The sequence below is a fragment of the Leisingera sp. ANG1 genome (assembly GCF_000203975.2).
GTDB lineage: Bacteria > Pseudomonadota > Alphaproteobacteria > Rhodobacterales > Rhodobacteraceae > Leisingera.
The window spans coordinates 269,681-282,884 of record NZ_AFCF02000006.1; the positions used below are offsets into that span (position 1 = coordinate 269,681).

The following is a 13,204-nucleotide window of genomic DNA, read 5'->3' on the forward strand; positions in this document are numbered from 1 at the left end:
ACCGCGGTCAGGAGAACGGGTTCACTGTGTGCCCGAGCTGCTCAAGGATATTGGCGTAATTCTCGACGCCTTGCGCTCCGGTCACCAGATGGCGGCTATCGAACACCATCGCAGGCACGCCGCGGATGCCTTGCTGCACCCAGAAAGCCTCTCGCTGGCGCACGCTGTCCGCGTGTTTGCCGCTCTCCAGGGCCGCACGCGCATCGGCGCCATTTAGGCCGAGGCTTTGGGCGGTCATTACCAATACCTCTGGATCAGAGATATTCTTGCCATCAGTGAAGTACGCGCTCAGCAGCGCCTGCTTCATCTCGTGGCCGTTGCCCTGTCCCTCGGCCCATTCGATCAGCTGATGCGCCTGAAAGGTGTTGTAGATCCGCATGCCGTCAAAGAAGCGGAAGGTGAAACCCAGCGCTTCGCCCATTTCAGTCAAACTCGCGCGCACTTGCGCGGATTGTTCATCTGAGCTGCCGTATTTTGCGGCCAAGTGCTCGCGCAGGTGCTCGCCCTCGGTCGCCATGTCCGGGTTGAGTTCAAACGGCTGCCAATGGATATCCAATGCCACCCCGGCGCGGCGGGCGGCAAAGGCGAGCTGGCTGTAGCCGATAGCACACCAAGGGCAGACGACATCCGAGACAATATCGACTCGAAGGACTGGTGTTGTACTTGTTTCTGTCATCCGGCTGGTCCTTGGGGATTCAGTGCATTCAGAACACATGGGAAGCAAAACACGACAAAGCAACCGTCTCAGTAACTGAAACAGTCAGAGCTGATGAAACTGAGCTCAGTCGCAGTGCTAACATTTATTATTGACGGAACCGGTGACGGCTTCACTGTTGGAAGCAGTGAACTACGGCTATAGTGAAGGATCCGAAATGAGCATGACAAAGGACTGCTTCCGGGCCTTTCCCCGTGCCCCTCTGTTGGTTCAGCCGACCCCGCTGGAAAGGCTGGACCGGTTGTCGCACGAGCTAGAAATCGATCTTTGGATCAAGCGGGACGATCTGACAGGGCTCAGTTTCGGCGGAAACAAAACACGCCAGCTGGAATTTTATCTGGGGGCAGCGCTAGCGGACCAGGCGGATACTATCCTGATTACCGGCGCTGTTCAGTCGAACTTTTGCCGGACAGCTGCTGCGGCTGCTGCAAAACTTGGGATGCGGGCCATTCTTCAGCGAGAAGAGCGGGTGCCAGGGATGGACCCACTCTATTACAGATCCGGCAATATTTATTTGTCGGACATTCTGGGTGCGGAAAGCATTAGCTATCCGGAAGGCGAGAATGAAGCCGGAGCCGATGCAGCCCTGGAGGCGCAAGCAGAAGAGCTGCGCAAGGCGGGCTGCAATCCTTACATCATTCCTCTGGGTCTTGGGCATCCACCCCTAGGCGCCTTGGGCTATGTCCTGGCGGCAGAGGAACTTGCTGCGCAGATCGGCAGCTTTGATGCGGCTGTGGTACCTTCTGGAAGCGGCGCAACCCATGCCGGCTTTCTGATAGGAACACGCCGTGCCGGCATCACCGCACCGGTTTACGGCATCTGTGTTCGCAGAAATGCACAGCTGCAAAAAGACAGGCTCGAACAATTGACGCAAAATCTGGCAGATCTGATGAATGCACCGCGCCCATTTGGAAGCGAGGACATCCTCACTTGGGATGGTGCGCTCGCCCCCGGTTATGGGCGGGCCGGGCCGGCCACGCGCGCCGCGTTACAGCGCATGGCAATAACAGAAGGAATCCTTCTGGATCCGGTTTACTCCGCCAAGACGTTTGCCGGTCTGTTAGGGCTGCTGGAAACGGGTTCTATCGCCAAAGGGCAAAAAGTGCTGCTGCTGCACACAGGAGGGTTACCGGCGCTATTTGCCTATCAGAATGAGCTTGGGTTCGGGCACGGCAACACCTGCTGATCCTGTCCCGTGTGGTCAGCCGCAGGGAGTAAATTGTTCACGTTTGACCCAGCGTGGCCGCGTCGTGAGCCAAGGCTTCGATTGCGTTCCAATTGCGTGCTTGGACCAGGTCACTGGGAGCGACCCAGCTGCCGCCGGCGCAGACCACATTGCCCAGGCTCAGGTAGCTTTCGGCATTGGCAGGGGTGATGCCGCCAGTGGGGCAGAAGGAGATTTGCGGCAAGGGTGCGCCGATTGCCTTGAGTGCGAGCGCGCCGCCGGAGGCTTCGGCCGGGAAGAACTTCAGCATACCGTAGCCGCGGGCCAGCAGCCGCATTGCCTCAGTTGCGGTGGCAGCGCCGGGCAGGAGCGGCAGGCCGATGGATTCGCAGGCATCCAGAAGGTAATCCGTGGCGCCGGGCGAGACACCGAATTGGGCGCCGGCCTCCTTGGCGGCCTCGGCGTCCTTGGGGGTGATCAACGTGCCGGCACCGACAATGCCGCCTTTCACCTTTGCCATTTCGCGGATCACCTCTAGCGCCGCGCCGGTGCGCAGGGTGACTTCCAGTGCGGGCAGCCCGCCTGCCACGAGTGCTTCGGCAAGCGGGCGGGCATGGGCCGCGTCCTCCACCACCAGCACCGGCATCACGGGCGCCATCGCGCAAATCTCGCAGGTGCGTAGGCTGGCGTCCTGAGGGGTAATCCGCATCATTCAAACTCCAAATACGCTGGCGCCTTCGTCGGCTGAGGCAACCGAGCGGCGGAATAGGGAAAACAGCTCGCGGCCGGTGCCGTGCTGATATGCGCTGAGGTCGGCAGTGGCCGGTTCGCGTTCCATTGCGCCTTCTGTCAGGACTTCGAGCGTGCCGCGAGCGGCATCGAGCCGCAGAACGTCGCCGTCCCGGATCCGGGCAATCGGCCCGCCATCCAGGGCTTCGGGCACCACATGGATCGCCGCCGGGATTTTGCCGGAGGCTCCGGACATCCGCCCGTCAGTAACCAGCGCCACCTTCTGGCCGCGGCCCTGCAGGATACCAAGGAACGGCGTCAGGCTGTGAAGCTCCGGCATGCCGTTGGCCTTGGGGCCTTGGAAACGCACCACCACAATCACGTCGCTGGTCAGTTCACCGGCTTTGAACGCCGCTTTGGCCTCTTCCTGATCATGAAAGACCCGGGCCGGAGCTTCGACCAGCTGATGCTCTTTCGCGACTGCCGAGACTTTGATAACAGAGGTGCCCAGATTTCCGGTCAGCCGCTTGAGCCCGCCGGTCATCTGGAATGGCGCTTCGGCAGGGCGCAGTACCGCGTCGTTCAGGCTTTGCCCTGGGCCCTGGCGGTAGGTGAGCCCGTCCCCTGACAAGAACGGCTCCTGTGTGTAGTGCTCCAGCCCTTCGCCTGCGACCGTCCTGGTGTCCGGGTGCAGAAGGCCCGCCTTCAGCAGCTCGCCGATCATGTAACCAAGTCCGCCTGCGGCGTGGAAATGGTTCACGTCGGCCAACCCGTTGGGATAAACCTTGGCCAGCAGCGGCACAGATTCCGAGAGATCCGCAAAGTCCTGCCAGTCGAGGAGGATGCCGCCCGCCCGCGCCATGGCGATCAGGTGGATCAGCAGGTTGGTTGAGCCGCCGGTTGCCATCAGCCCGACGATGCCATTGGCATAAGCTTTCTCGTCCAGAACCTCGCAGACCGGGGTGTAGTTGTTGCCAAGGGCGCTGAGCGACAGCGCCCTCTTGGCGCCCTCAACCGTAAGGGCCTCACGAAGGGGGGTGCCGGGGTTCACGAAGGACGATCCTGGCAGATGCAGCCCCATGAACTCCATCAGCATCTGGTTGGTGTTGGCAGTGCCGTAGAAAGTGCAGGTGCCGGGGCCGTGGTAGGCCGCCATCTCTGCCTTCAGCAGCTCCTCGCGGGTGACTTCCCCAGCGGCAAATTTCTGGCGGATATGCGCCTTCTCGTCATTGGCCAGGCCGCTGGTCATCGGCCCTGCAGGCAGGAATACCGCCGGGATATGGCCAAAGGCTTGGGCGCCGATAACCAAGCCGGGCACAATCTTGTCGCAAACACCGAGGAACACCGCGGCGTCGAACACATTGTGGCTGAGTGCGACGCCCGCAGCCATGGCGATCGTGTCGCGGGAAAACAGGCTCAGCTCCATGCCGGCCTCACCCTGGGTGACACCGTCGCACATCGCCGGCACCCCGCCCGCCACCTGCGCGGTGCCGCCTGCCTTGCGCACTGCGTCGCGGATAAGCGCAGGATAGGTCTCAAACGGCTGATGCGCCGACAGCATGTCGTTATAGGCGGTGACGATTCCCAGGTGCCCAGTTGAGGCTTCCGCCAAAGCCTGCTGGTCCGCACCAGTGGCAGCGTAGGCATGGGCCTGGCCGGAGCAGCTGAGATGGGCCCGGGCCGGGCCTTTGCCTTGTGCCGCACGCATCCTGTCCAAATAGGCGGCGCGGGACGCCTCGCTGCGGAGGATGATACGCTCTGTCACGGCGGCCAGTGTGGAATGAAGGGTCATGTGGTGCCTTTGCTGCAAACTGCGGTGGCGAAAGGGAGGGCGGCCATATTACGCTCCGATGCTGCGCCAGCGGCGGCCGTTACGGTGGATCAGCAAGAGTGAGTCATCGGGACCTGAACTGCCGCTGTCATAGGATTGCGGGGTGTCGCCTGTGTCCTGCCAGCCGGCGATGATCGGGTCGGCCCAGGCCCAGGCGGCCTCGACCTCGTCGCCGCGCATGAACAGGGTCTGATTCCCACGGATCACATCCATTATCAGGCGTTCATAGGCATCTTGCGGGCGTCCCGATTCGGCCAGCTCGTCGGCGAAGGTCATGTCCAGGTTGGCACCGGTAAGCCGCATGCCGCCGGGGCCGGGATCCTTGATGGTGGTCTTCAGGGTGATACCCTCATCCGGCTGCAGCCGGATCACCAGCACGTTGCCGTGCACTGTTCCCGAGCCTTCGAAAATGTTGTGCGGCGGGTCGCGGAAATAGACGGCAATCTCGCTCACGCGCTCGCGCAGGCGTTTACCGGTACGCAGATAGAAGGGTGTGCCGGCCCAGCGCCAGTTCGCTACCTCCACCTTGAGCGCGATATAGCTTTCGGTGCGGCTGGCAGTGTTGCCGGCATGGTCGCGGTATCCATCGCTGTCTTTGCCGCCGTTCCTGCACCGGTACTGGCCGCGGGCAATGCTCTCCTGCGGCACCGGGCGCAGCGCCTCGATCACTTTGACTTTCTCATCCCGCACCGCGTTGGGGGTGAACTGCGCCGGCGGTTCCATTGCGGTCAGGCAGAGAAGCTGCATCAGGTGGTTTTGTACCATGTCCCGCATGGCACCGGATTTGTCATAGTACTCGCCGCGACCTTCGACGCCGATGCTTTCGGCCACGGTTATTTGCACATGGTCGATGTGGGAGGAATTCCAGAGCGGCTCGAACAGCGAGTTTGCGAAGCGCAGCGCCATCAGGTTCTGCACCGTCTCCTTGCCCAGGTAATGGTCGATCCGGTAGATCTGCTGCTCCTCGAAGTGTTCCCTCAGTGCGGCGTTAAGAGCTTGGGCTGAGGCCAAGTCGTGTCCGAAGGGCTTTTCCAGAACAATGCGGCTTTCGGGCGAAGCAATACCTGTTTCGCTAAGGCGGCGAGCAATATCTGTGAACAGAGACGGGCCAACAGACAGATAGAAAGCGCGCACTGCATCGTCGCGTAGTTTTTCGTGAATCTCATCCCAGCCTGCGTCGCCACGTGCATCCACGGCGGCATAGTCAAGAAGCGCCGTGAAAGCAGCGATTTCGTCTGGTGTGGTTTCTACATCCTGGCCGAACTCGCGGATCGCATTTGCGGTTTGGTTGCGGAACTCTTCTGCCGTCAGCTCGCTGCGGGAACTGCCGATAATCCGGCAATTGCTGCTGAACTGACCAATTTGAAAACGGTGGAACAAGGCCGGTAAAATTTTGCGGCGCGCCAGGTCGCCAGTCGCGCCAAACAGCACGAGGTCAAAAGGGGCAACTGGAATGACGCGGGAAGCCATTGATTTTACATCGCTGTTCCATTGGGGCCGCAAAGCCAGACCATTGTGCCGCCTGGAACAGTGCAATTCAATTCCTGCCGCAGGAATTGGGCCGGTTAAAGTTGCGTTATCGCTAACATGACTTAAGGTGGAGAGCTACAAAAATCTTCAGAATTCGCAGACAGCATGTTTGACCGGTGAGGGGCTTCACTGGGTTGGAAATTTGATCAAATCTTGCCGGATCAACTGGCAGCAGCTAAGCATGTCGATAAGTAAGCAACCTCTGCTCTGAAGGAGATTCCATGACCCCGCTTGCAGGCCTGAAAGTGGTTGAACTCGCCCGCATCCTTGCCGGCCCCTGGATAGGTCAGTCGTTGGCAGATCTAGGTGCAGAAGTGGTCAAGGTGGAAAGCCCGGATGGTGATGACACCCGTACATGGGGCCCTCCATTCATTGAGCGGGACGGCGAGAAGACGGCCGCCTACTTCTATGCTGCTAACCGGGGAAAGGACTGCGTGACCGCAGATTTCCGCACCGAAGAGGGCAAGCAGACAGTATTGGAATTGATAGAGGATGCGGACATCCTGATCGAGAATTTCAAAGTTGGCGGGTTGAAGAAGTTCGGGCTGGACTACGATAGCCTGTCGAAGATCAATCCGCGGCTGATTTACTGCTCAGTCACCGGTTTTGGCCAGGACGGGCCTTATGCGGCGCGGGCAGGCTACGATTTTTTACTTCAGGGGATGTCGGGGCTGATGTCGATCACCGGAGAGCAGAATGGCCAGCCGCAAAAAGTGGGTGTGGCGATCACAGATATTGTCACGGGGCTGTACGGCACCATCGGCATTCTGGCCGCAGTTGAGCAGCGTCACACCACGGGCCGCGGGCAGCATCTGGACATGTCGCTGCTGGATTGCGCAACGGCTTTGCTGGCGAACCAGGCAATGAACTATCTGACGACCGGGGAAAGCCCAACCCGGCTCGGCAACGACCACCCGAATATCGCACCCTATCAGGTGATGGCCGTAAGCGATGGGCATGTGATCCTGGCGGTGGGCAATGACGGTCAGTTTCAGCGGTTGTGCGATGTGCTGAAGCTTGCTGAGGCTAAGGCAGATGCACGGTTCCAGACAAATCAGCTGCGAGTGGCAAACCGCAGGGAGCTGACTTTGATCCTTGAGGCGTCGCTGGCCGAATGGACGCAAGCGGGGCTATTGGAAGCAATGGAGGCGGCAACTGTGCCTGCCGGGCCGATCAACACAATTGGCCAAGCGTTCGAAGACCCGCAGATTAGGCATAGAGGGATGCAAATCGCCCCGGAAGGGGTGCCAGGGGTGCGGGGGCCATGGAAGTTTTCCGGTGCTGACTTGGCTCTTGAGAAATCTGCACCCAAATTACCGAAATAGCGGTGTTATCTTCGCTCACACATCTGCACGCCGGCGCTGCAAACATTGGGCTTGACCAGTGGAAGCTTTCGCGAATTGAAGCAGGATCGCATACATATGCTTGCAAATGCTAACACGTGCTAACTTTCCCGGAATTACAGATTAGTTGAATGTGCAGGCAAGGCCGACGTCGAATTAAAGCTAAAGGACACCGCAATGCCGGGTGCATACCGCATCATTGAAAACAATTGGATTACTCTGCCCGACGGTCGCAAGCTCGCTGCTCGTATGTGGCTGCCGAAGGGCGAGGGGCCGTTTCCGGCGATTCTGGAATACCTTCCCTACCGAAAGCGTGACGGCACTGCCCCCCGGGATGAAACAACGCATACGGTCTTTGCTGCTGAGGGCTATGCATGTGTACGGGTGGACATAGCGGGTACTGGAGACAGTGAGGGAGTTTTCGATGATGAGTATTCGGAACAAGAACTGAGCGACGGCGAGACACTCCTTGAATGGATTGCATCGCAGGACTGGTGTGACGGCAAAATTGGCATGATCGGCATCAGCTGGGGCGGCTTCAATGGCCTTCAGCTGGCATTCCGCCGCCCGGCGGCGCTGAAGGCGGTGGTTTCCGTTGCCTCTACCGTCGACAGGTATGCCGATGACATTCATTACATGGGTGGGTGCCTGCTGAGTGACAATGCCAACTGGGGCAGCCAGATGTTTGCCTACCAGTCGCGCCCAGCGGATCCGGAGCTCCGGTCGGACTGGCGGGATGACTGGATCAAACGTATCGAGGGGATGCCCTTCATGGCGGCGGAATGGCTTCGTCAGCAGGTGCGTGGAGATTTTTGGAAACACGGCTCGGTCTGTGAGGAATGGTCCGCCATTCAGGCACCGGTGCTGGCGATTACCGGCTGGGCCGACGCCTATGTAAACGCACCGCCGGCGTTGGCGGCCAACCTGACGGTGCCCGCCAAGGCAATGATAGGCCCCTGGGAGCACCGCTATGCCCATATTGCCAAACTGGACCCGGCAGACTTCCACGGTGAGGTGCTGCGTTGGTTTGGTAAGTGGCTGAAGGGCGAAGAGACTGGTGCGGAGGAGTTGCCGGACTATCGCGTCTATATGCAGGAGCATTTCAACCCCACCATGCAGAACAAGCCGCGGCAGGGGCGCTGGGTGGCAGAGGCCGCGTGGCCATCGCCCAACGTGCAGGACCGGGTGATGCATCTGGGCGCAGGCGTTTTGGCAGAGGCGGCGGCAAGCGGAGCTTTGGCTGTCCGCAGCCCGGCGACCGTGGGGCAGGCCGGCGGCTATTTCTGCCCGGGCATGCGGTTTGACAACGAACTGGCGGGGGATCAGGCGGAGGATGACAAGCTTTCAGCCTGTTTCGACACCGCGCCCTTGGAGGAGACGTTGGAAGTGCTGGGCCGTCCTCGGGTTAAAGTGGCGTTCAGTGTTGACAAGCCGGTTGCGCAGCTGGTGGCGCGGCTTTGCGATGTCTCGCCAGAGGGTGTCTCGCAGCGGATCAGTTTCCGGCCGCTGAACCTCACGTGCCGCAAGGGTTTTGAGGCGCCGGAGAAGCTGGTGCCTGGTAAACGCTATGAGGCGGAGATCGAGCTGAATGAATGCGCCCACCGCCTAAAACCGGGGCATCAGCTGCGGTTGGCGCTGTCGACGTCTTACTGGCCGATTGTCTGGCCCGCGCCGGAAGCGGCGGAGGTCAACCTGCATCTTGAGGGCTGCCAGCTGGTGCTGCCGGAACGCCGTGTGTCCGAGGAGATCGACCCGCAAGAGCCCGGCGCGCCGCGGGACTATCCGGTGTTGCAGGCGGAGCAGCAGCGCAAGGCTTCCGGCACGTCAAAAACCTGGACGCGTGAGGATGGTGTGCTGGTGCTGGACACCTTTGACGACTACGGAAAGGCGGTAGACCCGTATCACGGCATGTGCGTGGGCAGCCATGTAACCATGCACTACGAGGTGCATCCCGATGATCCTGCTACAGCGGCCTTTGCCAGCGATTGGAGCTTCGAGTTTGAACGCAATGGCTGGCATGTCTCAATTGACACCGAAAACAGGATGACCTGCGACCGGGCAAATTTCTATCTTTGGCGCAGGGTCACCGCCTATGAAGGTGCAAAAAAGGAAGAGGTTGTAACCAAGGAATGGCGTGAGGTCATTCCCCGCGGAGTGCTTTAGGCTCAGGCAGGCGGCGGGGCAAGTGCGGGCTTGCGGTGCAACGCCTGCACTGCAAGCCTGACGTTCAGAAATCGAGGCCCAGATCCAGCGTGCGTGCCGAGTGAGTGAGCGCGCCGGAGGAGATATAGTCGACACCCGTGGCGGCAACCTCGGCGATGCGATCCAGTCGCATGTTGCCGGAAGCTTCGGTCACGACGTGATCTTTGGCCATTTCCACTGCTTTGACCAGTGTAGGCGTGTCCATGTTGTCGAGCAGCACAACATCGGCACCGCCGGTGGCGATCACTTCAGAGAGCTGGTCCAGGGTGTCGACCTCAATTTCCACTTTCATCATATGACTGACGCTGGCCTTGGCGGCTTCCAGCACCGCCTTGACCCCGCCCGCCGCAGCGATGTGGTTGTCCTTGATCAGGATCGCGTCTGACAGGCCAAAGCGGTGGTTGTAGCCGCCTCCGTGCAACACCGCCTGTTTTTCGGCAATACGCAGGCCCGGGGTGGTCTTGCGAGTGCAGGTGATGCGGGTGGCGGTGCCCTTGGTTTGCGCTGCAAAGGCCGCGGTCAGGGTGGCGATACCCGTCAGCCGGCCGGCAAAATTCAGCGCCACACGCTCTCCTGACAGGATTGAGGCGGCAGAGCCTTCGATCGTCATCAGCGTGTCGCCTTTCCGGCAAGGGCTGCCGTCGGCCAGAAGCGTTTCGACCTTCAGCCCGGCATCCACCAGGTGAAAGGCGATTCGGGCAATCTGCATACCGGAGACCACACCGTCCTCGCGTGCGTTCAGCCGGGCCGAATAGCTGGCAGAGGCCGGGATCACCGCGCGGGTGGTAATATCGCCGTTCTGGCCCAAGTCCTCCATCAGCGCAGCGCGCACTATCGGCTCCAGGATTAGGTCGGGCAGAGTGGCGAATTGAGTGCTCATGACAGCTCCTTTGCGGCCTTGGCGCGGATGGCAAGAGCCTCATTCAGGGTAATGCGGGTGCGGTGTGCCTGCTCGGGGTCGGCTTCGGGAAAGTCGTCGCGGAAGTGACCGCCGCGGCTCTCCTCGCGCCGAAGTGCGGCGGCGGCGATCAATGTGGCGGTTGCGCACATGTTGGTGAAGTTTTCGTCCGCCGACTGTTCGGCCTCAAGTCTGGCAATGGCGGCAAGCGCCTGTTTCAGGCCATCGCCAGTGCGGCGCACGCCGGCATGGGTGGTCATTGTTTCCCGCAAGTCTTGCAGCGCGGCCGGGTCCAGATCCTTGCCGCCTGCAGAGAAGCTGGGGACGACCTCTTCCGCCTCTGCAGGAGTGTACATAGACGCCATGTCCCGGGCTGCATTGCGGGCATAGACCAGAGCTTCCAAGAGGCCGTTGGAAGCGAGCCGGTTGGCACCGTGAAGCCCGGTTGAAGATGCCTCACCACAAACCCAGAGGTTTGCCAGGCTCGTGCGGCCCTTCATGTCCGCATCGACCCCGCCCATGTGGTAGTGAGCGGCGACGGCGACGGGAATCGGCTCTTGCACCGGGTTGATGCCAGCGCGGGCGCAGGTTTCCGCAACCGTCGGGAAGCGGCTCAGAACCTCCGCGCCCAATGCCTCGCGGGTGTCGAGCATCGGGCGGCGGCCTGCTTGTGTTTCGGCAAAGATGGCGCGGGCGACAATGTCACGAGGGGCCAGTTCGGCATCCGGGTGCTGCGACAGCATGAAACGCTCGCCCTCCGCATTGACCAGCACCGCGCCTTCGCCGCGCAGGGCTTCGGTCGCCAGCGGCGCCGGGTCCTCGCCGATGTCAAAGGCGGTGGGGTGGAACTGGACAAACTCAGGGTCGGCAATGCTGGCGCCGGCGCGGGCGGCAAAGCCGATCACTTGGCCGCGGATGCGGGGCGGGTTGGTCGTGTGGGCATAAAGACCGCCTGAACCGCCACCCGCCAGAAGCACGCCTGGGGCCTTGATCAGCACTGGGGCGGAAGGCGTGCCCGCACGGTTGATCCAGATGCCAGAGACAGCACCACCGTCGGTTTCCAGGCGCACGGCTTGAGTATTTTCCAGAACCTGTACAGAGGGAGCGGCCCGCACGGCAGCGATCAGCGTCTGCATGATTTGCCCGCCGGCCTGGTCACCCTTCACCCGCACCACGCGGGCAGCGGAGTGTGCGGCTTCGCGGCTCATCACGTAGTTACCGTGCGCGTCGCGGTCGAAGGGGGCGCCAAGTTCGGTGAGGTCGATGATATGCTCGCGTGCAACCCTGGTGACCATTGCTGCCACCTCAGGGTCCACCGTGCCTGCCCCCGCCTGCAAGGTGTCTTCGGCGTGCGCTTCTGGGGTGTCGTGACTGGCCATGGCAGCTGCAACGCCGCCCTGGGCCCAAGCAGAGCTTGCGCCTTCCCCCAGCAGTTCCGGGGAAATCACCAGAACCGGCCGCGGTGCCAGTTCAAGTGCCGCATAAAGTGCGCCAAGGCCTGCGCCGGCAATGACGATACGGCTGGTTTCGATCACGGATCAGATGCCTAGCTTTTGCGAAAGGTCGATCATCCGCTGAACTGCGACACGGGCCTTGTCAGCCACTTCCGGGTCGACTTCGACCGGCTCGGTCATGGTGTGCAGCGACCAAAGGATTTTCTCCAGCGTGATCTTCTTCATGTAGGGGCACATGTTGCAGGGGCCGACAAACTCCACTTCGGGCAGCTGGTCCGCGATATTTGAGGCCATCGAGCATTCAGTGATCAGGAGCGCCTTTTCCGGCTTCTCGTCGGTCACGTATTTGACGATGCCACTGGTCGAGCCCGAGAAGTCGGCCTCTGCCACCACGTCCGGCGGGCATTCCGGGTGGGCGATCAGCCGGGTGCCCGGGTTCCATTCGCGGAAATCCCGCAGATCCTTGGCGGTGTACTGCTCATGCACAATGCAGGAGCCCTCCCACCAGACGATGTTCTTTTCCGGAACCTGCTGGGCAATGTTCTGGGCCAGGTACTGGTCCGGCGTCATGATGATGGTGTCTTCCTCCATCGCGGCAACGATCTGCGCCGCGTTGGAGGAGGTGCAGCAGATATCCGAGGCGGCCTTCACCTCAGCCGTGGTGTTCACATAGGTGACCACCGGCGCGCCGGGATAGCGGCGGCGCATTTCCGCGACACCTTCGGCGGTAATGCTTTCTGCCAGCGAACAGCCTGCCTCCATATCCGGGATCAGCACGGTTTTCTCCGGGCTCAGGATCTTGGAGGTCTCGGCCATGAAATGCACACCGCATTGCACGATCACGTCAGCCTCGACCCGTGTCGCTTCGATTGCCAATTGAAGGCTGTCGCCGACCACGTCCGAGATGCCGTGATAGATTTCGGGCGTCATGTAGTTATGTGCCAGAATCACCGCGTTGCGCTGTTTCTTCAGCTCAAGAATCGCCGCAACATAAGGTGCATGAGTGGCCCATTCGATTGGGTTCACCACGCGGTCCATGCGGGCGTAGACATCTGCCATCTGTTCGGCCAGGGCCGGGTTGGGGGCCAGATCGTAATGGTTGGCGAGCTGATCCCGCATGGATTGCAGGTCGAACATGGCGTATCCTCAAGGTTGCGTCTGGGGTGACACTTTGGGCGGGGGTTGTTTCATGTTCATATCATCCGCGCAAGCGCGTGTGAGCGGAAACGGAGCCAAATGCGGTGATTTGGCGCTAACAGGCGGCATCTCAGGGAAGCCGTTATTTCTCAGATGGGTATTGGCAGCATGATTTTCCAGCCGGATTGCCGTTTTTGGCT

General features: G+C 60.9%; 10 protein-coding genes. 3 read left to right on the plus strand and 7 right to left on the minus strand.

Annotated elements, in window-relative coordinates:
- Positions 1 to 7: 7 nt before the first annotated feature.
- Positions 8 to 676 (minus strand): DsbA family oxidoreductase, encoded by a 669-nt coding sequence (locus GC1_RS10780; RefSeq protein WP_029204916.1) that lies wholly within the window; start codon positions 674 to 676, stop codon positions 8 to 10.
- A 196-nt stretch (positions 677 to 872) separates the two neighbouring features.
- Between GC1_RS10780 and GC1_RS10785 the strand changes: the two genes are divergently transcribed.
- A complete protein-coding gene (locus GC1_RS10785) occupies positions 873 to 1,901 on the plus strand; it encodes a D-cysteine desulfhydrase family protein (protein WP_019297244.1) in 1,029 nt (342 codons plus the stop codon).
- Positions 1,902 to 1,938: 37 nt separating this feature from the next.
- On the opposite strand, the gene eda is transcribed toward GC1_RS10785, so the two are convergent.
- Genes eda through zwf form a run of 3 tightly spaced genes read right to left on the minus strand, consistent with a single transcriptional unit; the run spans position 1,939 to position 5,910 of the window.
- A complete protein-coding gene (gene eda, locus GC1_RS10790) occupies positions 1,939 to 2,589 on the minus strand; it encodes a bifunctional 4-hydroxy-2-oxoglutarate aldolase/2-dehydro-3-deoxy-phosphogluconate aldolase (RefSeq protein ID WP_029204915.1) in 651 nt (216 codons plus the stop codon).
- A 3-nt stretch (positions 2,590 to 2,592) separates the two neighbouring features.
- Positions 2,593 to 4,401, minus strand: a complete 1,809-nt coding sequence (edd, locus tag GC1_RS10795; protein ID WP_019297242.1) for a phosphogluconate dehydratase — start codon at positions 4,399 to 4,401, stop codon at positions 2,593 to 2,595.
- Positions 4,402 to 4,449: 48 nt separating this feature from the next.
- On the minus strand, positions 4,450 to 5,910 hold the full coding sequence (zwf, locus tag GC1_RS10800; RefSeq protein WP_019297241.1) for a glucose-6-phosphate dehydrogenase: 1,461 nt from the start codon (positions 5,908 to 5,910) through the stop codon (positions 4,450 to 4,452).
- Positions 5,911 to 6,191: 281 nt separating this feature from the next.
- On the opposite strand from zwf, the gene GC1_RS10805 reads away from it, so the two are divergent.
- Both GC1_RS10805 and GC1_RS10810 read left to right on the plus strand, forming a co-directional pair.
- A complete protein-coding gene (locus GC1_RS10805) occupies positions 6,192 to 7,295 on the plus strand; it encodes a CaiB/BaiF CoA transferase family protein (protein ID WP_019297240.1) in 1,104 nt (367 codons plus the stop codon).
- A 195-nt stretch (positions 7,296 to 7,490) separates the two neighbouring features.
- Positions 7,491 to 9,476 carry a CocE/NonD family hydrolase gene (locus tag GC1_RS10810; RefSeq protein WP_019297239.1) on the plus strand — a complete coding sequence of 662 codons (1,986 nt, stop codon included), beginning with the start codon at positions 7,491 to 7,493 and terminating at the stop codon, positions 9,474 to 9,476.
- Positions 9,477 to 9,540: 64 nt separating this feature from the next.
- Here the strand turns inward: GC1_RS10810 and nadC are convergent, their stop codons facing one another.
- The 3 genes from nadC to nadA are packed head-to-tail and all read right to left on the minus strand — an operon-like array spanning position 9,541 to position 13,004.
- Positions 9,541 to 10,395, minus strand: a complete 855-nt coding sequence (gene nadC, locus GC1_RS10815; protein ID WP_019297238.1) for a carboxylating nicotinate-nucleotide diphosphorylase — start codon at positions 10,393 to 10,395, stop codon at positions 9,541 to 9,543.
- A complete protein-coding gene (locus GC1_RS10820) occupies positions 10,392 to 11,948 on the minus strand; it encodes an L-aspartate oxidase (protein WP_019297237.1) in 1,557 nt (518 codons plus the stop codon). The genes nadC and GC1_RS10820 overlap by 4 nt, the downstream gene beginning before the upstream one ends.
- 3 nt (positions 11,949 to 11,951) lie before the next feature.
- A complete protein-coding gene (gene nadA, locus GC1_RS10825) occupies positions 11,952 to 13,004 on the minus strand; it encodes a quinolinate synthase NadA (RefSeq protein WP_019297236.1) in 1,053 nt (350 codons plus the stop codon).
- Between the last annotated feature and the right edge of the window lie 200 nt (positions 13,005 to 13,204).

What these genes read in the sequence shown, in the direction of transcription:
- edd (WP_019297242.1), bottom strand. Translation starts at nt 4,401, where the DNA reads ATGACCCTTCATTCCACACTGGCCGCCGTGACAGAGCGTATCATCCTC.
- GC1_RS10785 (WP_019297244.1), top strand. Translation starts at nt 873, where the DNA reads ATGAGCATGACAAAGGACTGCTTCCGGGCCTTTCCCCGTGCCCCTCTG.
- GC1_RS10810 (WP_019297239.1), top strand. Translation starts at nt 7,491, where the DNA reads ATGCCGGGTGCATACCGCATCATTGAAAACAATTGGATTACTCTGCCC.
- eda (WP_029204915.1), bottom strand. Translation starts at nt 2,589, where the DNA reads ATGCGGATTACCCCTCAGGACGCCAGCCTACGCACCTGCGAGATTTGC.
- GC1_RS10780 (WP_029204916.1), bottom strand. Translation starts at nt 676, where the DNA reads ATGACAGAAACAAGTACAACACCAGTCCTTCGAGTCGATATTGTCTCG.
- nadC (WP_019297238.1), bottom strand. Translation starts at nt 10,395, where the DNA reads ATGAGCACTCAATTCGCCACTCTGCCCGACCTAATCCTGGAGCCGATA.
- GC1_RS10805 (WP_019297240.1), top strand. Translation starts at nt 6,192, where the DNA reads ATGACCCCGCTTGCAGGCCTGAAAGTGGTTGAACTCGCCCGCATCCTT.
- nadA (WP_019297236.1), bottom strand. Translation starts at nt 13,004, where the DNA reads ATGTTCGACCTGCAATCCATGCGGGATCAGCTCGCCAACCATTACGAT.
- zwf (WP_019297241.1), bottom strand. Translation starts at nt 5,910, where the DNA reads ATGGCTTCCCGCGTCATTCCAGTTGCCCCTTTTGACCTCGTGCTGTTT.